Annotated in this window: 27 protein-coding genes; 19 read left to right on the top strand and 8 right to left on the bottom strand. The window is 71.8% G+C overall.

All coding sequences use genetic code 11. The features are described from left to right. Nucleotides 1–325: 325 nt before the first annotated feature. Nucleotides 326–709, bottom strand: a complete 384-nt coding sequence (locus tag ABTZ17_RS08235) for a VOC family protein (RefSeq protein WP_352194717.1) — start codon at nt 707–709, stop codon at nt 326–328. Between the two features lie 794 nt (nt 710–1,503). Between ABTZ17_RS08235 and ABTZ17_RS08230 the strand changes: the two genes are divergently transcribed. Further along, nucleotides 1,504–1,788 (top strand): hypothetical protein, encoded by a 285-nt coding sequence (locus ABTZ17_RS08230; protein WP_352194716.1) that lies wholly within the window; start codon nt 1,504–1,506, stop codon nt 1,786–1,788. Continuing rightward, nucleotides 1,785–2,048 carry a hypothetical protein gene (locus tag ABTZ17_RS08225; RefSeq protein ID WP_352194715.1) on the top strand — a complete coding sequence of 88 codons (264 nt, stop codon included), beginning with the start codon at nt 1,785–1,787 and terminating at the stop codon, nt 2,046–2,048. Before ABTZ17_RS08230 ends, ABTZ17_RS08225 begins: the two co-directional genes overlap by 4 nt. A 134-nt stretch (nt 2,049–2,182) precedes the next feature. Here the strand turns inward: ABTZ17_RS08225 and ABTZ17_RS08220 are convergent, their stop codons facing one another. Both ABTZ17_RS08220 and ABTZ17_RS08215 read right to left on the bottom strand, forming a co-directional pair. Next, nucleotides 2,183–2,620 (bottom strand): hypothetical protein, encoded by a 438-nt coding sequence (locus ABTZ17_RS08220; RefSeq protein WP_352194714.1) that lies wholly within the window; start codon nt 2,618–2,620, stop codon nt 2,183–2,185. A 19-nt stretch (nt 2,621–2,639) separates the two neighbouring features. Further along, entirely contained in the window at nt 2,640–3,050 is a 411-nt protein-coding gene (locus tag ABTZ17_RS08215; RefSeq protein ID WP_352194713.1) for an STAS domain-containing protein, read from the bottom strand. A 431-nt stretch (nt 3,051–3,481) separates the two neighbouring features. Here ABTZ17_RS08215 and ABTZ17_RS08210 point away from each other — a divergent pair, with 431 nt between their 5' ends. Together ABTZ17_RS08210 and ABTZ17_RS08205 are read left to right on the top strand one after the other, a co-directional pair. Next, a complete protein-coding gene (locus ABTZ17_RS08210; RefSeq protein WP_352194712.1) occupies nt 3,482–4,735 on the top strand; it encodes a cytochrome P450 in 1,254 nt (417 codons plus the stop codon). 260 nt (nt 4,736–4,995) lie between these two features. Beyond that, nucleotides 4,996–5,703 (top strand): cofilin family protein, encoded by a 708-nt coding sequence (locus ABTZ17_RS08205; protein ID WP_352194711.1) that lies wholly within the window; start codon nt 4,996–4,998, stop codon nt 5,701–5,703. A gap of 14 nt (nt 5,704–5,717) precedes the next feature. Here the strand turns inward: ABTZ17_RS08205 and ABTZ17_RS08200 are convergent, their stop codons facing one another. Both ABTZ17_RS08200 and ABTZ17_RS08195 read right to left on the bottom strand, forming a co-directional pair. Then, on the bottom strand, nt 5,718–6,065 hold the full coding sequence (locus tag ABTZ17_RS08200) for an STAS domain-containing protein (RefSeq protein WP_352194710.1): 348 nt from the start codon (nt 6,063–6,065) through the stop codon (nt 5,718–5,720). A gap of 260 nt (nt 6,066–6,325) precedes the next feature. Then, entirely contained in the window at nt 6,326–7,825 is a 1,500-nt protein-coding gene (locus ABTZ17_RS08195; RefSeq protein WP_352194709.1) for a SpoIIE family protein phosphatase, read from the bottom strand. Between the two features lie 345 nt (nt 7,826–8,170). On the opposite strand from ABTZ17_RS08195, the gene ABTZ17_RS08190 reads away from it, so the two are divergent. Further along, nucleotides 8,171–8,521: an STAS domain-containing protein gene (locus ABTZ17_RS08190; RefSeq protein WP_352194708.1), complete on the top strand. Its 351-nt coding sequence runs from the start codon at nt 8,171–8,173 to the stop codon at nt 8,519–8,521. A gap of 828 nt (nt 8,522–9,349) precedes the next feature. On the opposite strand, the gene ABTZ17_RS08185 is transcribed toward ABTZ17_RS08190, so the two are convergent. Further along, the gene (locus ABTZ17_RS08185) at nt 9,350–9,838 is read right to left on the bottom strand and encodes an STAS domain-containing protein (RefSeq protein ID WP_352194707.1); all 489 of its coding nucleotides are present in this window, start codon (nt 9,836–9,838) and stop codon (nt 9,350–9,352) included. A gap of 52 nt (nt 9,839–9,890) precedes the next feature. Here ABTZ17_RS08185 and ABTZ17_RS08180 point away from each other — a divergent pair, with 52 nt between their 5' ends. From ABTZ17_RS08180 to ABTZ17_RS08155, 6 genes are all read left to right on the top strand, one after another. Continuing rightward, the gene (locus ABTZ17_RS08180; RefSeq protein WP_352194706.1) at nt 9,891–10,217 is read left to right on the top strand and encodes a helix-turn-helix transcriptional regulator; all 327 of its coding nucleotides are present in this window, start codon (nt 9,891–9,893) and stop codon (nt 10,215–10,217) included. 107 nt (nt 10,218–10,324) lie between these two features. Then, nucleotides 10,325–10,648, top strand: a complete 324-nt coding sequence (locus ABTZ17_RS08175) for a plasmid stabilization protein (protein ID WP_352194705.1) — start codon at nt 10,325–10,327, stop codon at nt 10,646–10,648. Between the two features lie 183 nt (nt 10,649–10,831). Then, on the top strand, nt 10,832–11,455 hold the full coding sequence (locus tag ABTZ17_RS08170; protein ID WP_352194704.1) for a flavodoxin family protein: 624 nt from the start codon (nt 10,832–10,834) through the stop codon (nt 11,453–11,455). Nucleotides 11,456–11,539: 84 nt separating this feature from the next. Then, nucleotides 11,540–11,746, top strand: a complete 207-nt coding sequence (locus ABTZ17_RS08165; protein ID WP_352194703.1) for a hypothetical protein — start codon at nt 11,540–11,542, stop codon at nt 11,744–11,746. Nucleotides 11,747–11,893: 147 nt separating this feature from the next. Next, on the top strand, nt 11,894–12,847 hold the full coding sequence (locus tag ABTZ17_RS08160; RefSeq protein ID WP_352194702.1) for a TIGR03557 family F420-dependent LLM class oxidoreductase: 954 nt from the start codon (nt 11,894–11,896) through the stop codon (nt 12,845–12,847). A 640-nt stretch (nt 12,848–13,487) separates the two neighbouring features. Then, on the top strand, nt 13,488–13,649 hold the full coding sequence (locus tag ABTZ17_RS08155) for a hypothetical protein (protein WP_352194701.1): 162 nt from the start codon (nt 13,488–13,490) through the stop codon (nt 13,647–13,649). On the opposite strand, the gene ABTZ17_RS08150 is transcribed toward ABTZ17_RS08155, so the two are convergent. Beyond that, nucleotides 13,636–13,761, bottom strand: a complete 126-nt coding sequence (locus tag ABTZ17_RS08150; protein WP_352194700.1) for a sigma factor-like helix-turn-helix DNA-binding protein — start codon at nt 13,759–13,761, stop codon at nt 13,636–13,638. The two genes, ABTZ17_RS08155 and ABTZ17_RS08150, sit on opposite strands and share 14 nt — an antisense overlap. Nucleotides 13,762–14,054: 293 nt before the next feature. Between ABTZ17_RS08150 and ABTZ17_RS08145 the strand changes: the two genes are divergently transcribed. The 8 genes from ABTZ17_RS08145 (at nt 14,055) to ABTZ17_RS08110 (ending at nt 19,971) form a co-directional block, all read left to right on the top strand. Then, the gene (locus tag ABTZ17_RS08145; RefSeq protein ID WP_352194699.1) at nt 14,055–14,642 is read left to right on the top strand and encodes an ACT domain-containing protein; all 588 of its coding nucleotides are present in this window, start codon (nt 14,055–14,057) and stop codon (nt 14,640–14,642) included. Then, nucleotides 14,639–14,893, top strand: a complete 255-nt coding sequence (locus ABTZ17_RS08140; protein ID WP_352194698.1) for a hypothetical protein — start codon at nt 14,639–14,641, stop codon at nt 14,891–14,893. The genes ABTZ17_RS08145 and ABTZ17_RS08140 overlap by 4 nt, the downstream gene beginning before the upstream one ends. After that, nucleotides 14,890–15,612, top strand: a complete 723-nt coding sequence (locus ABTZ17_RS08135; RefSeq protein WP_352194697.1) for a metallophosphoesterase family protein — start codon at nt 14,890–14,892, stop codon at nt 15,610–15,612. The genes ABTZ17_RS08140 and ABTZ17_RS08135 overlap by 4 nt, the downstream gene beginning before the upstream one ends. A gap of 169 nt (nt 15,613–15,781) precedes the next feature. Continuing rightward, nucleotides 15,782–15,955, top strand: a complete 174-nt coding sequence (locus ABTZ17_RS08130) for a CsbD family protein (RefSeq protein ID WP_352194696.1) — start codon at nt 15,782–15,784, stop codon at nt 15,953–15,955. Nucleotides 15,956–16,596: 641 nt separating this feature from the next. Further along, nucleotides 16,597–17,334 carry a class I SAM-dependent methyltransferase gene (locus ABTZ17_RS08125; RefSeq protein ID WP_352194695.1) on the top strand — a complete coding sequence of 246 codons (738 nt, stop codon included), beginning with the start codon at nt 16,597–16,599 and terminating at the stop codon, nt 17,332–17,334. Further along, the gene (locus tag ABTZ17_RS08120; protein WP_352194694.1) at nt 17,331–17,888 is read left to right on the top strand and encodes a pyridoxamine 5'-phosphate oxidase family protein; all 558 of its coding nucleotides are present in this window, start codon (nt 17,331–17,333) and stop codon (nt 17,886–17,888) included. The genes ABTZ17_RS08125 and ABTZ17_RS08120 overlap by 4 nt, the downstream gene beginning before the upstream one ends. Beyond that, the gene (gene tdh / locus ABTZ17_RS08115) at nt 17,885–18,916 is read left to right on the top strand and encodes an L-threonine 3-dehydrogenase (protein WP_352194693.1); all 1,032 of its coding nucleotides are present in this window, start codon (nt 17,885–17,887) and stop codon (nt 18,914–18,916) included. Before ABTZ17_RS08120 ends, tdh begins: the two co-directional genes overlap by 4 nt. Beyond that, on the top strand, nt 18,913–19,971 hold the full coding sequence (locus ABTZ17_RS08110; RefSeq protein WP_352194692.1) for a GNAT family N-acetyltransferase: 1,059 nt from the start codon (nt 18,913–18,915) through the stop codon (nt 19,969–19,971). The genes tdh and ABTZ17_RS08110 overlap by 4 nt, the downstream gene beginning before the upstream one ends. Before the next feature lie 278 nt (nt 19,972–20,249). Here ABTZ17_RS08110 and ABTZ17_RS08105 read toward each other — a convergent pair whose 3' ends face one another. Then, nucleotides 20,250–21,740 carry a SulP family inorganic anion transporter gene (locus ABTZ17_RS08105; protein WP_352194691.1) on the bottom strand — a complete coding sequence of 497 codons (1,491 nt, stop codon included), beginning with the start codon at nt 21,738–21,740 and terminating at the stop codon, nt 20,250–20,252. Nucleotides 21,741–21,900: the final 160 nt, after the last annotated feature.

Raw genomic sequence — 21,900 nt, 5'->3', positions numbered from 1 at the left:
AGGAGGCGCTCTCTCTCAGGGACGGCGGGGGTACGGACGCCGACCCCACCCAACCCGACCTCGCGGCGGCGGAACAGGCAGTTCCACCGGCAGAACTAGGGAACGGCACTTGTGCCAGTCCCGAGCGGGGCCGGGCGCGGCACGCCGTGGCGGGAGGACCGGCCTCGGCCGTCGCCCGCAGGACCGCGCAGGGACAGCCGCTCCTGGGGACGATCCCGGCCTGAGGGACGCCATGAACGCGACGAGCCGGTTCGACACCGGTATGTAAGGGCCGGCGGCCCGGCTGGGCGATGACGGAATCACCGGAGAAGTGGGCCAGTGGTCCTCAGGAAGACATTGCCGCGCGGTCGGCCTCGCTGCGCAGCACGCAGAATTCGTTGCCCTCAGGGTCGGCGAGGACGGCCCACCCGGCACCGTCGGGCTCCCGGCGATCGGCGACGAGGGTGGCACCGAGGCCGAGCAGTCGGTGGACCTCTTCCTCCCGCGAGGTCTCGGGGCGCAGACACAGGTGGATCCGGTTCTTGACCGTTTTCGGCTCCGGTACCTGGTTGAAGTACAGCTGGAGGCCGTCCGGCAGGATCACCGCGGTCTCCACGTCCCCCGGTTCTGCCTCCGGATGCAGCGGACGACCGAGCGCCGCGCTCCAGAACCGAGCCAGTTCATAGGCATCCGTACAGTCGACCGCCACGTTCTGCACCACCGAAACCATGGAAGAGATCGTGCCCGAAGCCGCACTCCAGCGGCAAATGCCAGGCCGGACGGACCGCCACCACAGCAACAGGCCCTACCCGCCTTCGAGTTCCGCCTCCGTCGGGGCACGGCAGGGCGCATCCCGGCCGGGCGGGCCGGCCCAGGTGGTACCGGGCCGACCGAAGGGCATGCGGGTGGCTCGGCGTCGAGCTCGGCCCGCCCGGCCCGGCCCGACCACCGCAGAGATCCAACGCCGGCTCCGTGGTCGCCGCCGCCACCTCGCCATCGTCACCACCGCCGTGTCGTGCGGAAGGGTTCGAGCCGTGGACGTTGGCATACGACGTCGACGTGGTGGATCGGCAGATGTGACCCTGATTCTGCCGGGCCGCTCCGTTCCTGGGCTGTCCGGACAATCGACCTCGCGTCCGGTTCTCCTTCCCTCCGGTCCGTGGGCCCTGTTGAGCCCACTCCCCCCTCGGGACACCCCGAATCGATAGCCCCCGCGGCGAGCTCTCCCGACGTAGCCGCTGTCGTCGCCGTCATCGGCTACACATCCAACCGATGCCTTGTACCGAAGGGGACTGCCCCGGTCCACCCCGCGCTCCGCAAGACCGCCGCGGCCCGGCCCGGCGCTGACGGGCGCCGGACGAGTCCCGGTGGGTTCGTCCGCGGCCCCTCGGGAACGGGCCGGTAGGCCGTAGGCTGTGCGGAAACGGCGCGTGCATCGCAGCTGCGTCCGCGAGGCGGGCGTCCGGCGTCAGGTCGACCCGCGCAACGGGTGGATCAGGCTGCGGCCGACGGAAGGACACCACCGTGGGAGCCCTGCCCCAGCACTCCGCCCCCGAGCCCCTCCCCCGCACGGCGAACGCGATCGCCGCTGCCCTGGCACCCGCCCGAAAGGGCGTCTTCCTGGGTGAACTCCTCGCCGCACAAGCGGGCGAGGCGATGCTCGCCGTCATGGAGACCTGGTACCTGCGGGCGGTGGCCGACTCCGGCCGAACGGACACCGACCGCGCCCACGCGGCCGCACTGCGGGCCGGGGACCGTACGGGAACACGGTCCCTCGCCGACGTGATCGCGGCCACGGGCGCTGCGTGAGCCACGGCCTGACGGAGGGCGCCGCAGCCGTCCTGCACGACATGGCGGACAAGGCCCCCGAGGTCTTCGCCGCGACCGCGCGCACGCTGGCCCTGATCGCGGCCGCCCACGAGCAGGGCACGCTGCCCGAGGGCGCGACCCCGACGGATCAGTGGGGCGATGTGCACGACCTACCCGTGGCGCAGCAGCCCGTGCTGATCGAATGGTTCAGCGGCGACCCCGAAATCCTCACGGTGACCCGCATCACCTGGCTGGCGTGAGCGGGCTGAGGCTGCGTTCCGTCTTCCGAGGTGGGCCAATCGGGGGGCCGTCACCCGCGCTCGGGCTCCGATCCACCCGACCTCCACGACCACGGGCAGCAGCCGGGGCCGGACGGGCGCGGCGACGGGTGCTGTCACGGCTGCCCCGGCACTGTGCCCCGTTGTTCGGAGTCCACCGAGTCGCTGCCGTTCGCTTCGCCGTCGCCGGTCTCGGCAGGGAAGTGGGTAAGGGCGGTGTGGAGGTGGCGGATGGCGTGTTCGGCGTCGGCGAGTTCGGTAGTGGTGGGCGGGATCGTGCCGAAGGCGTGGTCGGGGTCGGCGGTCAGGGCCCGCCACTGCAACACCGGCGTCAAGGCGTGACTGGCGGACGCCAGGAACCAGGCCACATGCCCGTGGGTCCGGGCCGTGGCCAGGGCGAGGACGGCCAGGGCTTCGCGGAGGTGCTCCAGACGTACCAGGCCGGGAAGGAGCTCCTGGAAGCCCGGCGGGCCGATCACCGCGGCCAGGGCATCCGCGGCCCGGCGGGCCAGGTCCGCGTCCCCCGAAGCCACCCGCCAGGCGCCGTCACGCACCAGCGATCCGCTTCCTCCGTCACCACGGCGATCTGCGCCCGCATCGAGACCCGGGGCCGCCCCAACACCGGGCCACGGCCGGCGTCAGGATCGGGGGCGGCGTCCGGGTCGGGGGCGGCAGGGGTGGTCGTCGCCGGGGCCCTTCCGCGAGCGGCCCGGCCGGAGCACTGGGAACGGTGACGGTGGCGGTGTCCGGGGCGTAGGTGAACAGGGATGTGGTGCCGGTCAACGCGAACAAGCGCGCCAACCGCACGGGCACCTCGCCCGCCACCACCATCCGATCACGGTCGGCGAGGAGGACATGGAGCAGCGCGCAGGAGGCGAATCCCACTGCTGACACGTCGACGGCCAGGCGGGCGGTCCCCGCGGCCTCGAAGGCCGCGCGGAGGGCGTGTTCGGCGTCCGCGTCGAGGTCCCCGGACAACACCACCCACGCCCGCCCCGACAGACCCGCCGGGCGCCCGGTGGCCTCGGCCCGAGCGGACCCGGACCCGTACACACGAACACGAGAACAAGCGGGAGCAGGGGCAGGGGCGGGTTGCGGGGTAGGGCCGTCCATGGCTGCCGCCCCGGTAGAAGGAAGGCCCTCCCCTATCCGCGAAAAAGCGGGAAGGAAGTACGCGACCACACGGGGCCACGTGAATCGAGGAGGTCCGTACCGGAAGCACCCCACCACGCTCTGGGGGGATGCGACAGCGCGGGTCACACCAACGGCTACCTGCCAGCCTACTCCCGAACAACCATCTGCCTTCGGAGCCTCGGGCGACCGGCGCTGTGGCACCCCGCCTCCCACCCGCGTCCGGTCCCGGGCCCGGTCGGGTGCTTGCGCGTGCGTCGGGGGCGGCCGGGTAGGCGATCGGCATGCCACCTCTCGCCGACAGTTCCCTCGCCCTCTTGGCCCGTGGTTACGACTGGGCACCCGCCCTGCGTCGACGGCACGGGGACAGTCCGGCCGTCCCGATGCGATTGATGGGACGGCCCGCCCTGCTGCTGCACGGCCCGGCCGCGATCGCCTTCTTCTACGACGAACGCCACGTCCTGCGGCACGGCGCGCTGCCGGCGCCCGTCCTGGACACGCTCTTCGGCCGCGGTGCCGTCCACACCCTCGACGGAGCCGCCCACGCCGTCCGCAAGGAACTGTTCACCAGCCTGCTCATGACCCCCGAGGGCGTCGACTCCCTCGGCCGACTGGCGAGGGAACACTGGCTGCGCAGGATCGACGGCCTCCGGGGCCGCCGCGCCGTCCTTTTCGATGAGATGGCCGTGGCGCTCGCCGGTGCCGCCGCGGAGTGGAGCGGCCTCCCCGGTGCCGCCGACGCACCCACCGTACGGCGGCTCGCCGAGGACTGTGTGGCCATGGTGGACGGCTTCGCCACGCCCGGACCCCGCCATTGGAAGGCCCGCAGGGCCCGCAACCGTCAGGAGGTCGCGCTCGCCCGGGCCGTCGCGGACGCCCGCCGCGGCACCCTCGTCCCTCACCCGGGCGACGGTCCCTCCGTCCTCGAAGCAGTGGCGCGGCATCGCGATGCCGACGGTGCCCTCCTCGACCTCCCGACCGCCGCGGTGGAAGTACTCAACGTCCTCCGCCCCGTCGTGGCGGTGGCGTGGTTCGCCGCCTTCGCCGCCCACGCCCTGCACCGCTTCCCCGAGGTCCGCGGCCGACTGCACACGGACGGCACCCCGTACGCCAGAGCGTTCGCCCACGAAGTACGGCGTGCCTACCCCTTCGTGCCGTTCGTCGGCGGCCTGGCCGCGCGCCCCCTGCGCTTCCAGGGATACGACGTACCCGAGGGCACCCTCGTCCTCCTCGACGTCGCGGGCCACCACCGCGACCCCGAACTCTGGCCCGCCCCGCGCCGCTTCGACCCCCGAAGGTTCCTCGACAGGGAGCCCGGCCCCGGCGAACTCATCCCGCAAGGCGGAGGTGACCCCCACACCGGACACCGCTGCCCCGGCGAGGACATCACCGTCCACCTCCTGGCCACCTTGGCGGCCACCCTCGCCGACCTCGATCTGGAGGTGCCCGAACAGGACCTCGGCATCCCCACCCGCAGGATCCCGACCCGCCCCCGCAGCGGCGTCATCGTACGGATCCCCGCCGCCGCCACGGCGTGACGGCTCGGTGGGGCGCTGCGCCCTGGTGATGCGGCGGCCCGGAGCCCGGCTGCGGCTGCCCCGGCCGGGCTCCGGGCAGTGCGGTGGACGGCCTCCTCCTGCCGCCGGCTTCACCGACAGGTCGCCGAAACGGAACGGAATGGAAAGAATCTGCGGTTTCAGGGTGATTGGCGCCTGTGGGTAGGGCAGGTGCCTGGCAGGTCGACGCCGCGAACAGGTTTCGATGCCTGCTCTACGGTCCCGCAGGGAACTACGGCGGCATGGCCGCTCGGCCGCTTGTCCTGCTCCCCGCAGGCCCGGCTTTGGAGGCCCACGTGAACAGCCCCGTCGTCCGGCTCGCGGACATCTGCCCCGAGGCCTTCCGGCACGTGCGGGAGCACCGGGACGTGAACACTGTCGTCCTGCGTCTCAGCGACGGACTGCTGGACGTGGAAGCCGAGGCGAACTGGACGCCTGAGGAACTGCTCGCGAAGCTCACGCCCGACCAGGCGCGGCTGATCATCCACGAAGTGCCCTACGCCACCCCTACCGGCGCCCGCCGGCACGCACACCTGCTCATCTGGTGGATGCCTCCCGCCGCCGCCGGGGACGAAGCCGCCTACGCACCCGCCTACGACATGCTCAAGACACACTGCACCGATGCCCCCGTCCCACCTGATCGCCCGCACCACCGAACAGCTGGCCTACCCGCGGCTCGTCGCACTCTGCGACAGCTGAACACGGCTCGGCCCACCCATCGGCGAAGGCCCGGTGCCGTCCCCGCCTGCTGCGGCGATGCTGTTCCGGCCCAGCGGCAGGTGCCGAGCAGCCCGCCGGCACACGAGCCGGCCCGCCCCGGACACCGCGGCGGGTGCGGGGCGAGCGGGGCCGCGCGGTGGCCTGGGAGGAGGGGTGGGAGGGTGGGGACGGGTGGTCCCGGGTCAGCTGGAGCAGGACGGGGGTCCGTCGATGAGGCATGCGAAGCGTGATCGGCGGAGTGGGGTCAGACGGGGTGGGTGGCGGGCCCGGTGTCAGGAAGGCCGAGGGTGGTGGCTGTGTCGGTGACGGCCAGGATCCGGACGAGTTGAGGTGCCGGTGCGATCAGCCGGAAGCCGATTCCGGCGTCGGTGGCGGTGTGGCGTGCGTGCAGGAGAGCGTTGAGGCCGGCGGCGGCGCAAAAGCGCAGGCCGGCGCAGTCCACGATCAGCGTGCTCGGGGCGGGTGGTCCGGTCAGGGCCTGTCGCAGTCCTTCGGCGAGCACCCAGGCCGTGTGGAGGTCGGCGTCGCCGTGCAGGGCGAGGACGGTGGTACCCGGTGGCCCGGGGCGGCATTCGGCCCGGAGAACGTTCATTTCGTGCACCCCTCTTCGCGTGTTCGGGCCTCGACAGGGGCCTCCGGATACACGTGCCCGCCGAGCGTGTCGATGACCGTCCCTGAAACGAAACGTCACGGGGGCACGGCCCCGTGAGCGAAACGAGGGCGAGGCCGGTCGGTCGGCCGGGCCGACCCGCGGCCCGCTCCCGTCGGAGGGGCGGCCGGCGCAGGGGGGGTGGCCGAGCATCGGGGTCTGCCGGTCGGAGCGGTGGGTGGGTGCGGTCAGGAGGCGTGCTCTCAGAGCGTGCGGGGGACTCTCAGGGGGTGCGGGGGAGGTGGACGAGGTCGAGGATCGTGGCGGCGGGAGAGCCGTCGCGGGCGGTGAGGGTGAGGGTGGTGCCGTTGGCGTGGGCGTCGGCCCGCAGGTGGTACAGGGCCTTCACCCCGCAGCTGGCGAGGTGGACGACGCCGGTCAGGTCGGCGGTCAGGACGGTGGTGGCCCCATGGGAGGCCTTGCGGAGCCGGACGTCGCATTCGTCCACGGTGTCCTTGACCACCACTCCTGTCAGGATGATGCGGGCGGGGTCGTCGGGGTCTTCGTCGATCCGGAGGACGGCGGGGCGGGGCCGGGGTGGGGTGGGTTGAGGTGCGGTCGAGGGCGACGGGGTGGGTCAGGGCGCGTGTGAAGCGGGCGCGGGTGCCGGCGTCGTGGGTGAGGGTGAGCTCGCCGAAGGCTTCGACGAGGGTGAGGCCGTGGCCTCGGTAGGCGTCCGCGCTTCCGGGTTCTCGCCACCGACCCTGGTCGATGACGGTGATGGTCGCCTTCCCGCCCGCGTCGATGTCGGCACGGACTTCCACCGTGGCGTCAGCGGGTGGAGGCGTGGGGTGTGCGCCTTCGGGGGCGGTGTTGTAGGCGTGCTCGATGGCGTTCGTGGCCAGTTCGCCGACGGCGTGCTGGATCTCGATCTCCTGGGCGCCGTCGATGCCGAGGTTGAGCAGCCACAGGCCGAGTTCGAAGCGCAGCTCCGCCAGGCTCCCCGACGCGGCGGGCAACCGCAGTGTCAGGGGCGGGGTCGGGTCGGTGCGGTGGGCGGCCAGGAGGGTGTTGTCGTCACTGTGGCCGGTGTAGCGGGTGAGCAGTTCCAGTGCCTGGGCGCAGAGGCGTTCCGCGGCGCGTTCGGGAGCACCCACGGGCAGGACGGTGTTGCGGAACGCGTCGCGGGCGGTGCGCAGGAGTGCGTCCTGGCCTGTGGTGATGGTGATGCCGGGGCGTTCCAGGATGCCGTCGGAGTACAGCAGGAGCGCGCCTCCCGGGGGGACCTCGGCGGTGACGGCTTCGTGGACGGTATCGGTGGGGGGTGCGGTGGCGAGGGGGGCGGTGGGGGTGGGGGTGAGGTAGGTGGCGGTGCCGTCGGCGGCCAGGAGGATGGGGGCGGGGTGTCCGGCGGTGTTGTAGCGGAGGGTGCCGGTGGCGGGGTCGAGTTCTGCGACGCAGACGGTGGCGGCCCGGGCACCGGTGACGATTCGGGTGAAGGTGTCGAGTTCGGCCACGGCGGTGGCGGGGCCGGTTCCGGTGGCCAGTCGTGCGCGCAGCAGGGCGCGGAGTTGTCCCATGGTGGCGGAGGCGGTCACACCGTGTCCGACGACGTCGCCGACGACGAGGGCGAGCCGGCCGGTGGGGGTGGGGATCACGTCGAACCAGTCACCGCCGGCGGCGGTGTCGTCCTGGGCGGTCAACGCGACGACGCCGGTGCCCGAAGGCGCACCGCGGCGGCTGATGCGCAACCTGGCGTCCATGCGAGCGGGCGGCCCCTGTGCCGGCGCGTCGGCAGATCTCCGGGACGGCACCCTGCCCCCTGGTGGGGCCGGAGCGTCTCCCAGGCGGGCTTGCCGGACCGGGAACACGGGCAGACTCCACAGACGACCCGGGCGAAGCCACTCGCATCGGACCGCGGGCAGCCCCCGGACATTTCCGCGTCCTCTTCAACCCGCCACGCCACCGGCCCACAGCGCCACGCGGCCGGGCCCGCCCTCCTTGGCCGCGGTCAACCCGAACCGTCCCGGGACCGTAACCGTGGGAGGCCCGTAGCCGTTGGGCCGCCGCGCCCGACCCGCGGACGCCCCTCACCCATGGGAGTGCCCGTGGAATTCACCAGCCGGCTCCAGCTCGCAGCCGACACCCTCGTCGTGACCGTCCACGAACCCGTCGCCACCGACCGACGCGCCGGACTCACCCAGGACATCCACGACCTCATCACCGAGCACCGGCCCACCGCCGTGGTCTTCGAACTCACCCCCACGGCGAGCACCACCACCGCCGTCTCCGTGATCCTGCGCTTGGCCCGCCACTGCGACGCCACCGGCACTCGCCTGGCTGTCGCCACCCCCGTTCCCGCCATCCGACACCTGATCAACGCCAACCAGCCCGCACTCCCCGTCCACGCCCACGTCCACGACGCCCTCACCGCGACCCGCCGACACCTCCCCCACTGACGCCGCCCCTCCCGGGGCCTCGCCTCATTCGGCGTGGTCAGGCTCCGGCCCGAGAGCTTCGCGGAGGATCGCGCGATCGCAAGTCGCGGCCGCCGGACCCGTACCCTCCGGGCCCCGCCCCTCCCCCCTGGGTCGGGGCCCGGCCACCTCTCGTCCCGGGCCCGTGATGACGATCGGCCCAGGCGCAGGGGCCCGCGACGCCCTTGCCTGAGTGGGGAGGGCCTGAGGGTGGGAGGTAGCAGGTGAGGCGGCGGATCCCGGGCAGGCGCGGTGTGGACATCGGACCCGGGAAGCAGGCACTGCCGGGCTCGGCGGCCCCTGTCGATGGGCTCGGGTTGACGGCTCGGGCTTTGATGTCACCGCCTGTATCCCCGGCACCGCCTTCCGGAGCGAGGAGACGTGCGAAGCCGTGCTCCAGCTACGACACCGCGACATGCTCGCCCGCCTGGCGTCCGCGGTGGAACGCGGGCCCACACGAGAGCGCACCGGCACCCGCGGCACTTGAGCGAAGCGGCAGGCGGCGGCAGTTCGGCGGCGGGCACCCGCGACCGGCCGGCCCGCCGGGCCTCGTCGAATCCTCGTCCGGGGCCACCGGCTCGACCAGGTCGGCCTGCCGGCCAACGCCAAGCCGAGGATCTCCCCCACGATGTGAGCGGCAGCGCCCGAAGTCGTCGGCCACGTACGCCACCGGCGCCCCGACCCCCGCGCCAACAGCGCCCGGATGCCGGGGAGTGTCCGTCGGACGAAGGGACACAGCAACCCTGATCTTCACTCCCCCGGTCGACGGACGGATACCGGCTTCACAGCGTGGACCAAGGGCACGGAGTGTTACTGCGGCCCGCTACCGCGCCGGGCCGTGGCCGATCGCGAGCACAGGAGCAGGGGCCGAGTCTCGGTGAGGTCCAGGAGCCGCTTCACGGGGCGGGAGGCCCCGGTCACGTGCAGGGCGCGGCCCGCACTCAGGGCCGCGTTGCGGGCGGTGAGGAGGGCGTTGAGGCCGGCGCAGTCGCAGAAGGTCACCCAGGTCAGGTCCACCAGCAGGACCGCGCGGTGGGCCACCAGCGCCGCCAAGAGGTCCTGGAGCAGGAACGGGGCACTGTCGTGGGTGATCTCGCCGCCGACCAGGACGCTGACCGTCCCGGGCCGGGGTCCGGGGACGACGGCGACGTCGAGACCGGACGCCGACCCGCGGCGGGCGCGGTGGCGGGCGGGTTGGCGGCGGGCGGGGACGATGGTGGTCACGGCTGCTCTCCCCACGTGCTCGGGGCCGTTCTTCCTTCCACGCAGCATCGTCAGTCCCCCGTGGATGTACGTCAAGATAAACATGAAAAACAGGACGTATATACAAAGGTAGGTGCAAAATGAAGGCATGGACGGTGACGGGCACACCCACGGATCCTGGACGTTCCTGACCAGCCACGCCCGCGTCCTGCTCGCCCTCGCCCGCGACCCCGCGGTGCGTCTTCGGGACGTCGCCGAGACCTGCGAGCTGACCGAACGCACCGTCCAGGCCATCGTCGCCGACCTCGAACGCGACGGATACCTCACCCGGGTCCGCCAAGGACGACGCAACCACTACCGCATCACCGAAGGGTCCACCTTCCGCCACCCCGCAGAGGCCGGACACGACATCGCAGGCCTCCTCGCCCTCTTCACCCATGACCCGACACCACCGACACCCTGCGCCCCCTCCTGAGAGCCGACACCCGGATCCACGCGACGAGAATCGGCGTATCCGTCGGCACGTGGGTAGACGCACGGTGACCACGGCCCATCACGTCCCATCGGAAAAGGGGTGTCGTCATGCCCAGGGGTTCCAGCCCGAAGCGGGAACGGCAGTACGAGCACATCAAGGAATCCGGGAAGCAGCGCGGAATGTCGGAGAGCCGGGCCGAGGAAATGGCCGCGCGGACCGTCAACAAGGAACGTGCCCGGTCCGGAGAGAGCAAGACGGCGAGCCGTAGCTCCACCCAGGGCAAGTCCCCCTCGCAGCGTGGCGGACAGAAATCCGGCTCGTCCTCCTCCGAGCGAACCAAGGACGAGCTCTACCAGGAAGCGAAGAAGCGCGGCATCGAGGGCCGCTCCACGATGAGCAAGCAGCAGCTCAAGAACGCGCTCGGCCACTGATTCACGACTGCTGTCTTCGCACGGCGGCCACGGCGGCACCGTGCCGCTGCCTCGGCCCCACGGCGATGCCGGCCAGGCGCACTCCGACCTGCCCCGGGCCGAAGGCGCCATCGCGGTGCGGGATCGGAAACCGATGGCGAATTGATCCGGGTTGCATCGGATTGTGTGGGTAGTCGCACGGTCATGGAAGCCACCGAGACCACTCCGCTGCGGGCCGTCGCGCTCGTGTGCACCCTGGCCCCCTCCCCCGCCGCCTCCAGCTCCGAGCTCCTGGCCCGCCAGACCCTGGACGCGCTCGCCGAGCACGGCGTCACCGGCAAGACGATCCGCATCGCGGACCACGACGTCAAAGCAGGAGTCAAGACCGACATGGGCGACGGGGACGCCTGGCCCGACATCCGGGAGACCATCCTCGGCACCGACATCCTGATCCTCGCCACCCCGATCTGGCTCGGGCACCCCTCCAGCGTCGCCCAACGGGTCCTGGAACGCCTGGACGCCGAGATCGGCGAAAGCGACGACCAAGACCGCATGCTCACCTACGGCAAGGTCGCCGCGGTGTGCGTGGTCGGCAACGAGGACGGCGCGCACAAGGTCAGCGCCGACCTCTTCCAGGGCCTCAACGACGTCGGCTTCTCCCTCGCGCCGAACGCCGTCACCTACTGGGTCGGCGAAGCCATGCAGGGCACCGACTACCAGGACCTCGACAAGACCCCCGAGAAGACCGCCACGACCACCAGGACCCTCGCCGCGAACACCGCCCACCTCGCCCGCCGCCTCAAGCGCAACAACTACCCGCCCGCCTGACACCCGGCCCGGCCGGGGCCGCGCCCTGGTCGAGCGACGGCCGAAGGCCGCACCCCTTTCCCTGTCGTCAGAACGGAGCACCCCATGACCAGGAAGCACGACAACGAGCACCCGCGCACCACCCCGTCGCAGGCACCGGGTGAGGCGGGAGACGAGGAAGCACGCAAGGAGGCCGAAGAGGCGATCGTCCCTGGCACCCAGGACGCGGAAGCCGACGACGCGCTCACACCCAGCCCGAAGGCCCAGCCCCCGGCACGCAAGGACAAGAGCGGGAAGCCGGAAGGGGCCTGAGAGTCACAGGCGTCGTCCCGGCACCGGGGCAGCCGGGCGCCGGCCCGCCATCCGCCCTAAGCGGCGGGCGGGCGGACGTGCGCCGCCCTGGTGCCGGGCCCGCACCCGCACCCCACCCGCACCCGCATCGCTTGGAGGCCCGAGGCCATGCCATCGTTCGGCTATTTCCTGTCCTGCGAGGAGTTCACGCCCGCCCAACTCCTCGACCAAGCCGCCAAGGCGCGCGATGCGGGCTTCACCCGCCTCGCCATCTCCGATCACTTCCACCCGTGGAACGACGCCCAAGGCAACAGCCCGTTCGTCTGGTCGATGATCGGTGCCCTATCCCAGGCCGTGGACCTGCCGGTCACCACGCTGGTCACCTGCCCCACCGTCCGGCTCCACCCCGCCGTGACCGCCCAGGCCGCCGCCACCTCGCACCAGCTGCTGGGCGGCCGGTTCACCCTCGGCGTGGGGACCGGTGAAGCCCTCAACGAGCACATCCTCGGCGACCGCTGGCCCTCCTTCGAGGACCGGGCCGACATGCTCGAAGAGGCGATCGAGGTGATGCGCGCGCTGTTCACCGGCAAACAAGTCAGCCACCGCGGCCGGCACTACACCGTCGACAACGCACGCCTCTACACCGCCCCCACCACCGAACTGCCCGTGTACGTCTCAGGTTTCGGCCCCAAGGCGGCCGACCTCGCCGGCCGGATCGGTGACGGCTTCGTCACCATGGGACCCGACCACGACGCCATCGGACGCTTCCGCGACGCGGGCGGGGAGGGCAAGCCGGTCATCGGCGGTCTCAAGGTCTGTTGGGGCGACGACCGGGAGAAGGCCGTCGAGACCGCCCACCGGCTGTGGCCCACCGAGCACCTACCCGGTGAACTGGCCCAGATCCTGCCCACACCCGCCCACTTCGAGCAGGCCGGCCAGCTCGTCACCCGCGAACAGGTCTCGCGGAACGTGCCGTGCGGCGACGACCTCGAAGAACACCTGACCGCCGTACGCGGATACGTGGACGCCGGCTTCGACGAGATCTACATCGGCCAGATCGGCCCCGACCAGGACGCCTTCTTCACCGCCGCCCACGACCGGCTACTGCCCGCCCTCCACTGACGCAGGGCCGCACATGGAGTCCGGACGGCAGCCGACGCGGCCCGACGTCGACACGTCGAGCGAGCGGGGCTGCCTGGCCGGGGGTCCGAGAACATCGTCATCGAAGCGGGGAGACTCCATCGGGAACGGAGGCAAGCACGGTGCGGGAGGGGAACACATGAAGGGGCAGGACATACCGGCCCGAACGAGGGCCCGGATCTCGACGGCCGCCGCGCACGCCGCGCGGGGTGTCCGCGAACCGGGACCCGAACGCGCCGAGCTGCTGCTGGGGGCGAAGTCCGTGATGGCGGCATTCGTCGCGTGGGTACCGGCCCGCCACTTCCTCCCCCTGGCCGTGGCGACCTTCACACGTTCACCGCGCTCATCGCGCTCCGCAGGACCGTGTACCGGTCGGTCCGCGACTGCGCCCAGTACGCGGCCGAGATGGCGGCGGGAGCCTCCCTCGCCGCGGCGCCAGCGGCGGTGGCGGTGGCGGGGATCCACTGGTGGTCCTTCGCCGCGCTGGTCCTCCTCGCGCCGGCGGTCGGACGGCTCCACCACCTCGGTACCCAAGGGGTCCGGGTCGCCGTCGTGGCCCTCTTAACGTCTGCGGGAGCTCCTGGACCGGACGGCCGACCGCGTCACCGGACTCGAACCACTGATGCTGCCCGAGGCCGCACCCGCCGCCCCCACCCTCCAGGGCACCCTGCTCACCGACGCCTCCCGACTCCTGACCGACATCCGGGGCGACCTCCACGCCCTCACCCTCACCCCCACGACAGATGCGGGAGCGCGGCCCCGGATCGAGGTCAGGCCGCGATGAGGCCCTTGCGGAGTGTGCCGAGGATCCGGGCGAGGATCCGGGAGACTTGCATCTGGGAGATGCTCAGGCGCTTGCCGATCTCGGCCTGGGTGACTTCCTCGACGAAGCGCATCTGGAGGATGCGCTTCTCCCGCTCGTCGAGTCGTTCGAGCAGGGGGCGAGGGTGTGGAGGTCCTCGAAGAGCTCCATCGCGGAGTCCTCGGCGCCCATGAGCCGGTGTAATCGGCCGCGCCATCGGCAACGAGCGACGGGTTTCGGCGGCGCGGAACGGGTTAGGAGCCTGCCGTCAGAGCGGGGTTCTCCGGCCCGGTGGGCCGGACCGACTGAGCGGGGTCCTCCGTGAAGAATCATCCCGGCGGCGTGGGGGGTGGGATTCCCGTGCCTGATGGTTTGGACCCGCCCGCGATGAGCGACGGCAGCCTCCCCCGTGACCACACTCAGGCCATCCTGGAGGTCACCAAACGGGTGGCGTCCCTGCTGAAGCAGTCGGGGCGGCCGTTCGCGCTCGCCGGGAGCGTGGCCGCGTTCGCGCACGGGGTCCCGGCCCGCTTCCAACACGATACGGACTTCTGTCTGCGGCGTGAGGACGCCGACGCGGCGATCCAGGCCTTGGAGGACGGTGGCATTTCCATGCGTCGGGCCCCGGAGGACTGGCTGATCAAGGGCACGACAGGCGGGGAGGAGATCGACCTGATCTTCGAACTCGCACGGCGACCCGTCGGCGGCGAATTGCTGCGGCGGGCGAGCGTGAAGTCGGTGGACTCCGTGTGGATGCCGGTCCTGTCCCCCACCGACCTGATGGACAGCAGACTTGCCGCACTGTCGGAACACTACTGCGACTTCGGCGACCTGCTGCCGATGGCCCGGATGCTGCGCGAGCAGATCGACTGGGCGCGGCTGGACGAGGAGCATCGGGCCGACCCCCTTCCCGATTCCTTCCTCCACCTGCTCGACAGGCTGCACGTGATCGACCGGGGGAAGGTGACCTCATGACCTCAGGCGAGAACCTGGACTACCGGGTGGAGCACCTGCGGGACCGACTGGCCCGGGAGGACGTCGCGGAACTGGGCGTACGCGTCGAAGCCCGTGGTGCCTGTGTGATGGTCTGGGGCTGTGTCACGGGCCCGGCGTCCCGGGCCGCCGTGCTGCGCCTCGCCGGGGAGGAACTCGCCGGTGTGCCCTGGCACGAGGACCTGACGGTGAGCCCCCTCGGCCCTCCCGACGGGGCGGAGGTGCTGTCGTGATCCGGATCGCCGCGGTGGGCGACATCCATCTCGGTCCCGATGGTGCGGGAACCCTGCGTCCCGCCTTCGAGACCCTGGAGGGCTGCGCGGACATGCTGTTGTTGGCCGGCGACGTCACCCGTCACGGCACCAGGGAGGAGGCACGGGTGGTGGCCGCCGAGGTCACCGGGCTCGCCGTCCCGGTCGTCGCCGTGCTGGGCAACCACGACTATCAGAGCGATCTGGCGGACGTGGTCACCACCGAACTGACGGCGGGGGGTGTGCACGTACTGGAGGGCGACGGGGTGATGCTCGACGTCCGCGGGGTCACGGTGGGCGTGGCCGGGACGAAGGGTTTCGGCGGTGGGTTCGCGGGGCGTAGTGCGACGGAGTTCGGGGAGCCGGAGATGAAGGCGTTCATCCGGTACACCCGCAGGTGCGCGGAAGGGCTCGGGCAGGCCCTCCGCGAACTGCGTGCCGCGGGCAGCGCTGTGCGTGTGGCGCTCACCCACTTCTCGCCCGTGCCGGACACGCTGGCGGGAGAGCCACCGGAGATCCATCCCTTTCTGGGAAGCTACCTCCTGGCCGAGGCCATCGACGGAGCCGGGGCGGACTTGGCGGTCCACGGGCACGCCCACCTCGGAACCGAGCACGGAATGACGGCCGGTGGGGTGCGGGTGCGCAACGTGGCCATGCCGGTCATCGGCCGCGCCTTCGCCGTGTACCACCTGTCACCGTAAGAGCTCTCGGCGTCCGGGCCCGATCGTGGGCGGGGCGCGCTTGGCGTCACCGCTCGCGATCGAGCGATCCGCCGACGGGTACGGGCACGGGCGTCCGTTTGTCCCCGGCCGATGTGAGCAGGCGCGTGGGCAGGAGCGATCCGATCGCACACGAGGAGGAGGTCCCGTCATGTCGGGTACCGAGAAGGCCAAGGCCAAAGCGGAGAAGGCCAAGGGCAAGACGAAGGAAGCCGTCGGCAGGATGACCGACAACGAGCGGATGACCGCAGAAGGCCGCGCCGAGCAGATCAAGGGCGACACCCGTCACACCAAGGAGAAGGCCAAGGACGCCTTCCGCCGCTGATCACCCGTACGACCCGCACCGACTCCTGCGGCAGCGGGCGGGGTCACAGACGGAGACGGTGCGGGCATGGAGCCGGCCGGGACCTGCGGACCCGATCGACGTGAGTGCCGCCCGTCGCGGCCTTCCTCAGCCGCATCTGACCCCCGATACGACGGAGGGGCCAGTCACCGAAAGTGACTGGCCCCTCCGTCGTATCGGACCGCCTACGACAGGGCGGCCACGATCGTGTCCCGCACGCCGTCGATGAACCCTCCCCCGGCATCCTCCCGCAGCACACAGGCACGCGAGGTGTGGGGGCCGGGCGCCGTCGAGGAGGGAGTGGAAGGAGGAGAAGGGGCGCGGGGTGGTCCGGTCGGGGTCGTCGTGTCAGTCGTCGCGCGCGACGCGTGGGGGCGGCGCACGTTTCGCTTCATCGGCGCAGGTCGGAGAAGCGGCGCAACCTCTTCGCGGGTGATCGCCTCGTGCGCGAGGGAGGCGGCTCTGGCGGGTCGCTTCCGGACACTGCGAGCTTGGTGGGACGAGCACGGCCGCCCCGCCGGTGCGACGGACGGCGTCCCCTCCTGCCCGCCGGACCCCAGGGGGCAGGACCGGGCCCGGCCGTCCGCAGGGCCGGGCGGACCGTTCCCACAGGAGGAGGTGCCATGGTGCGCAGCCAGTTCGACGCCTTGGCGGCGATGTACGAGGAGTTCTCCGAGCTACCGTTCCGAGAACACCTGGAGTTCCCGAGCGTCCTCGCCCTGGCAGAACCGGCCCCGGGCCTTCGCGTCCTGGACCTCGGGTGCGGCAGCGGCGTCTACAGCAGACGGCTCGCCGAACGCGGGGCCCGGGTCACCGGGATCGACGAGTCGGCGGGGATGATCGCCCACGCGGTCGAGCGCGAGGAGAGGGAACGGCTCGGCATCACCTACCACTCCGGCGCTCTGCCCGACGACCTGGCGGGCACCTTCGACCTGGTCCTGGCGGTGTACGTGCTGCCGTACGCCACCGACTTCGACGAACTCGTCCGCCTGTGCCGCCGGGCGGCGACCGCGCTCCGGCCCGGCGGGCGGTTCCTGACCCTACCGATCCACCCCTCCTTCCACCCGGACGCCGACTACTACGCCCCGTACGGTTTCCGGCTCCACGAGGAGGAACCCCGCCGGGACGCCTCCCCCGTCGGCCTCGACCTCCGTTTCGGCACCCACGAAGCCCGGGTCACCGCCCGCTTCTGGACCGCAGTCACCCTGGAGGGGGCTTTGGCCGAGGCCGGGTTCGCCGGCACCCGGTGGCGCGCACACCGGCTCTCGGAGCGGGCGGCCGCGCACCGCCCCTTCTTCCGCCCGTACCTCGACGTCCCGCACGCCGCGATCATCGACACCGTCAAGGAGGTGTCCCGGTGACGCCCACGCCCCCCGTGACCCGCCTGGTCGAGCGGAGCGAGTTCCTCGTCGAGAACGCCCGGTTCGTGACCTTGGCCACCGAGGGAGCCGACGGCCCCTGGGCGTCGACCGTGAACTACGTCCCCCTGCGCGACCCGCTCCGGCTGCTCTGGTACTCCCTGCGGCAAGCGCGTCACTCCCGCAACATCGAAGCCCGCGCCGCCGTCAGCGGCTCGCTCTTCCTGACCGGCCTCGACAGCCCGCTGACCCTGGACGGTGCCCAGTTCACGGCCACCGCGCAGGCGGTCGGTCCCGGCGAGCTGGAGGAGCTGAGCCGGTGGTACTACGAGCGGAACTTTCCCGACGAAGCGGTACGGGCCCGGTGGCGGCTTCCCCTGGAGGAGTTCCGCGGGGACGGGCCGCGCCGCTTCTACCTGCTCACCGTCCGTGAGTGGTGGCTGCTGGACACCGACGGCTGGCTGAGGGACATGAACGACCGGCGCATCGGCGTCCCCCTGCCCGCCCTGGCCCACCGCCCCGCCGCCCGGAGCGGCCCCGAAGGACGGCCCGCATGAGAGCCCTCGCCAAGACATCGGCCGCGCCCGGACTGGAACTCGTCGACGTGCCGCCGCCGCGACCGGGACGGCACGAGGTCCTGATCCGGGTGCTGCGCACCGGTATCTGCGGCACCGACCTCCACCTGATGCGGTGGGACCGTTGGGCGCGGCGCACCCTCGTCCCGCCACGGATCATCGGCCACGAGTTCGTCGGGCAGATCACGGCGGTCGGCGCCGGAGTGGGAACCCTGCGGGCCGGGATGCTCGTCGGCGGCGAAGGCCACCTCACCTGCGGCCGCTGCGCGCGTTGCCGGGCCGACGAGCGGCACCTGTGCCGGGACGCCCAGGGGTTGGGCGTCCACCGGGACGGGGTGTTCGCGGACCAACTGGTCCTGCCCGCCGCCAACGTGTGGGTTCACGGTCCGGGCGTCCCCCTCGACGTGGCGGCCGTCTTCGACCCCTTCGGCAACGCCGTGCACGTCGCCGACACCTTCGACCTGCGCGACCGTACGGTCCTGGTCACCGGGGCGGGTCCGATCGGGGCCATGGCGGCGGCGGTCGCCGTCCACCGAGGAGCCCGGCTCGTCGCCGTCACCGACACCAGTCCGGCCCGCTTGGACCTGATCCGCGCCTCGGGCGTCCACACGGTCGAGGCCCGGCCCGGCGCCGTGCCGGAGGCCGCTGCCCGCCTGGGCCTCGCGGACGGGTTCGACATCGGCTTCGAGATGTCCGGCAGCCGCCATGCTCTGGCCGACCAGCTCACCACCCTCACCCACGGCGGGCGCCTCGCCGTGCTCGGCCTCCCCGAGGACACCGTCCCCACCGACTGGGCGGCCATCGCCCTGCGCATGCTGACCGTCCAGGGCATCAGCGGCCGCCGCGTCTTCGACACCTGGCACAGCATGGCCCGTCTGCTGGAGGAGGGCTTCGACCCCTCCTTCACCGTCACCCACCGCTACCCGGCCGACGAATGGGAGAAGGCCTTCGCCAGGGCGGCCGACGGCACCGCGGGCAAGGTCGTCGTCCACTGGGGGGAACCGGAATGACGGCCCCGAGCCCCGCGCCCCCCGCACGGCCCGCCCGCGGGTTCCACGTCCGGGTGTACTCCGGCATCGATGACGTCGGTCCCGAATGGGACGAGCTGATGACGGCAGCCCGAGCACCCGTCTTCTACCGACGCCCCTTCCTGCGCGCCTTCGAACAGCACCCCCTGCATCCGGTGCTCCGCACCGCCTACATCCTGCTCCGCGACGCAGAAGGCACCCTCCAGGCGGCCCTGCCCGCCCACCTCCAGCAGCACGTCGACCCGATGCGCGTCCTCGCCGACCACTTCCCGCACGCGGCGGACCGGCCGGTGCTCCTGAGCCACGTCTGGCACTGCTACGACTCCGTCCTGCCCGTGCGCCCCGGCAACACCCCCGCCGCCCACGAGCTCCTCACCGCCCTGCACCGCACCGCCCGCGACTGGGGAGCCGGGCTCCACGGCCTGGCCAACATCGACGCCGCCACCGGCCAGGCCGCAGTGCTGGAAGCCCACGGCCTGCGCGGCACGGACATCGACACCGGATGGGGCCTGGACCTGACCTCCCACACCGACTACGAGGCGTACCTGGCCGCCCTGCCGGCAAAGGCCCGCCAGAACCTGCACCGCGAACTGCGCGCCGCCGAACGGGCCGGGGTCACCGCCACCACCCGACGCATCCAGAACGCCGACCTGGACGGGTTCGTCGCGCTGGCCCGCGCCACCGCCGCCAAGTACGGCAACTCCGACTACTACCGCCCGGGCCTCTTCCAGGACTTCGTCCTCGCCCTCGGCGACACCGCCCACACCATCGAACTGCGCATCGGTGACCGGCTCGTCGCCGCCTCACTCGTCCTCACCGACGACACCCGCTACCACTACTGGGCGTGCGGGTACGCCGACCGCCCGGACTTCAGCGGCTTCTACGTCGCCTTCCACCACTTCATGCGGGGGGCGTTCGCCTCCGGACGACAGTGGGTCGAACTCGGGCGCCGCAACCCCGTCTTCAAGCGCCGCTACGGTCTGACCCCCCGGACCCTGCGCGCCTGCCTCACCGCATCGGACCAGCCACTCGTGTGACAGCACCCGGCCCCGGTGTCGGGCCACCGCCCCCGTGGCGGATCTTCAAGGTTTCCTCTGAACCGGCGTGGGCGGGTGTTGGGTGTCGTGCCATTCTGACCTGGTCGGTCCGCAACTCCGGGGACAGGGCGACGACATCGGAGGTCGCCGACCGGGACGGGACGCCGCCACAGTCGTCCCGTCCGCCGCCGGAGTCACGGCCGAGGACGTCACCTCGCGGACCCCGCGGGGCCGGTGGGCCGTCTGCGCCGAGGAGAAGCCGGTGCGTGTGGTGGGGGTCAGTGGTCGGCGGTGAGTTCGCCGCTGAGCTTGTCGTGCAGGTGGGCGCTGGGGGTGTTCAGGCCGGTGATCTCGACGGTCTTGCCGCGCTGGGCGTACTTGGTCTCGACGGCATCCAGGGCGGCTACGGAGGAGGCGTCCCAGATGTGGGCCCCGCTGAGGTCGATGATCACCTTGTCCGGGTCGGTGCCGTAGCGGAACCGGCCGACGAGGTCGTTGGAGGAGGCGAAGAACAGCTCTCCGGTGACCCGGTACACGACGGTGGTGCCATCGGGATCGAGGACGGCGGTGACTTCGGCGAGGTGGGCGACGCGCTTGGCGAAGATGACCATGGCGGTGACGGAGCCCGCCACCACGCCGATGGCGAGGTTGTGGGTGGCGATCACACAGGCGACGGTGATCGACATGACGCCGATCTCCCCGGCGGGCATCCGCTTCAACGTCTTCGGTGCGATGGAGTGCCAGTCGAAGGTCGCGAAGGAAACCATGATCATGACCGCGACGAGTGCGGCCATGGGGATGTCGGAGACGACGGGGCCGAAGACGATGCAGAGGACCATCAGGAACGCCCCCGCCAGGAAGGTCGAGAGTCGGGTCCGGGCGCCGGACACCTTCACGTTGATCATCGTCTGGCCGATCATCGCGCAGCCGCCCATGCCGCCGAAGAAGCCGGTGACGATGTTCGCGATGCCCTGGCCGAACGACTCGCGGGTCTTGTCGGAGTGGGTGTCGGTGATGTCGTCGACGAGCTTGGCGGTCATCAGCGATTCCATCAGGCCGACGAGCGCCATGGCGAAGGCGTACGGGGCGATCGTGGTCAGGGTGTCGAGGGTGAACGGCACGTCGGGCAGGCCCGGAGCGGGAAGGGACGAGGGCAGGGCGCCCTTGTCGCCCACGGTCGGCACGGAGACGGCCGCGCCGATGGTGACGACCGTGAGGATGACGATCGAGACGAGCGGCGCCGGGATCACCGTGGTGACCTTCGGGAAGAAGACCATCAGCAGCAGGCCGAGAGCGATCAACGGGTACACCGGCCACGGCACGTCGGTCATCTCCGGGACCTGCGTCATGAAGATCAGGATGGCGAGGGAGTTGACGAAGCCGACCATGACCGAGCGGGGGATGAACCGCATCAGCTTCGCGACCCCGACCGCGCCCAGGACCACCTGGAAGACGCCGGCGAGGATGACCGCGGCGACCAGATGGTCGAAGCCGTGCTCCCGGTTGAGCGGGGCGATGACCAGGGCGACGGCGCCGGTGGCTGCGGAGATCATCGCCCGGCGACCGCCGACGACCGAGATGACCACGGCCATCGTGAACGAGGCGAACAGGCCGATCGCCGGTTCGACGCCCGCGATGATCGAGAAGGAGATCGCCTCCGGGATCAGCGCGAGCGCGACGACCAGTCCCGCGAGGACTTCGGTGCGCCAGACCTTCGGGTCGGAGAGCCAGTCGGGCTTCGGTCCGCGCAGGCGCGCGGCCGGGGACACAGCAGGGGCAGCGGAAGACAAAGGAGACGGAACCTGTCGTGCTCGGGCACACCCCTCGGCAGGCTGAGGCGTGCGGGAGGACGCGGAGGGGCCGGGCCGGCACCCCGCGGGCGGCCCCGTGGAAGTCGGAGCCGGAAGTCGAGGACGGACGGGTCTCACC

The organism is Streptomyces sp. NPDC097619 (genome assembly GCF_040302735.1).
In the GTDB taxonomy this organism is placed as follows: Bacteria; Actinomycetota; Actinomycetes; order Streptomycetales; family Streptomycetaceae; genus Streptomyces.
Note: the sequence above shows the minus strand (reverse complement) of the source record. Positions and strands in the feature narration are given on the sequence as shown.

Coding starts and splice junctions, on each gene's coding strand:
- ABTZ17_RS08205 (WP_352194711.1), top strand. CDS start 4,996: ATGGCCGCTCGGCCGCTTGTCCTGCTCCCCGCAGGCCCGGCTTTGGAG.
- ABTZ17_RS08165 (WP_352194703.1), top strand. CDS start 11,540: ATGACCAGGAAGCACGACAACGAGCACCCGCGCACCACCCCGTCGCAG.
- ABTZ17_RS08130 (WP_352194696.1), top strand. CDS start 15,782: ATGTCGGGTACCGAGAAGGCCAAGGCCAAAGCGGAGAAGGCCAAGGGC.
- ABTZ17_RS08125 (WP_352194695.1), top strand. CDS start 16,597: ATGGTGCGCAGCCAGTTCGACGCCTTGGCGGCGATGTACGAGGAGTTC.
- ABTZ17_RS08200 (WP_352194710.1), bottom strand. CDS start 6,065: ATGAACGTTCTCCGGGCCGAATGCCGCCCCGGGCCACCGGGTACCACC.
- ABTZ17_RS08110 (WP_352194692.1), top strand. CDS start 18,913: ATGACGGCCCCGAGCCCCGCGCCCCCCGCACGGCCCGCCCGCGGGTTC.
- ABTZ17_RS08195 (WP_352194709.1), bottom strand. CDS start 7,825: ATGGACGCCAGGTTGCGCATCAGCCGCCGCGGTGCGCCTTCGGGCACC.
- ABTZ17_RS08180 (WP_352194706.1), top strand. CDS start 9,891: ATGGACGGTGACGGGCACACCCACGGATCCTGGACGTTCCTGACCAGC.
- ABTZ17_RS08160 (WP_352194702.1), top strand. CDS start 11,894: ATGCCATCGTTCGGCTATTTCCTGTCCTGCGAGGAGTTCACGCCCGCC.
- tdh (WP_352194693.1), top strand. CDS start 17,885: ATGAGAGCCCTCGCCAAGACATCGGCCGCGCCCGGACTGGAACTCGTC.
- ABTZ17_RS08210 (WP_352194712.1), top strand. CDS start 3,482: ATGCCACCTCTCGCCGACAGTTCCCTCGCCCTCTTGGCCCGTGGTTAC.
- ABTZ17_RS08155 (WP_352194701.1), top strand. CDS start 13,488: ATGCTGCCCGAGGCCGCACCCGCCGCCCCCACCCTCCAGGGCACCCTG.
- ABTZ17_RS08175 (WP_352194705.1), top strand. CDS start 10,325: ATGCCCAGGGGTTCCAGCCCGAAGCGGGAACGGCAGTACGAGCACATC.
- ABTZ17_RS08235 (WP_352194717.1), bottom strand. CDS start 709: ATGGTTTCGGTGGTGCAGAACGTGGCGGTCGACTGTACGGATGCCTAT.
- ABTZ17_RS08150 (WP_352194700.1), bottom strand. CDS start 13,761: ATGCGCTTCGTCGAGGAAGTCACCCAGGCCGAGATCGGCAAGCGCCTG.
- ABTZ17_RS08170 (WP_352194704.1), top strand. CDS start 10,832: ATGGAAGCCACCGAGACCACTCCGCTGCGGGCCGTCGCGCTCGTGTGC.
- ABTZ17_RS08145 (WP_352194699.1), top strand. CDS start 14,055: ATGAGCGACGGCAGCCTCCCCCGTGACCACACTCAGGCCATCCTGGAG.
- ABTZ17_RS08140 (WP_352194698.1), top strand. CDS start 14,639: ATGACCTCAGGCGAGAACCTGGACTACCGGGTGGAGCACCTGCGGGAC.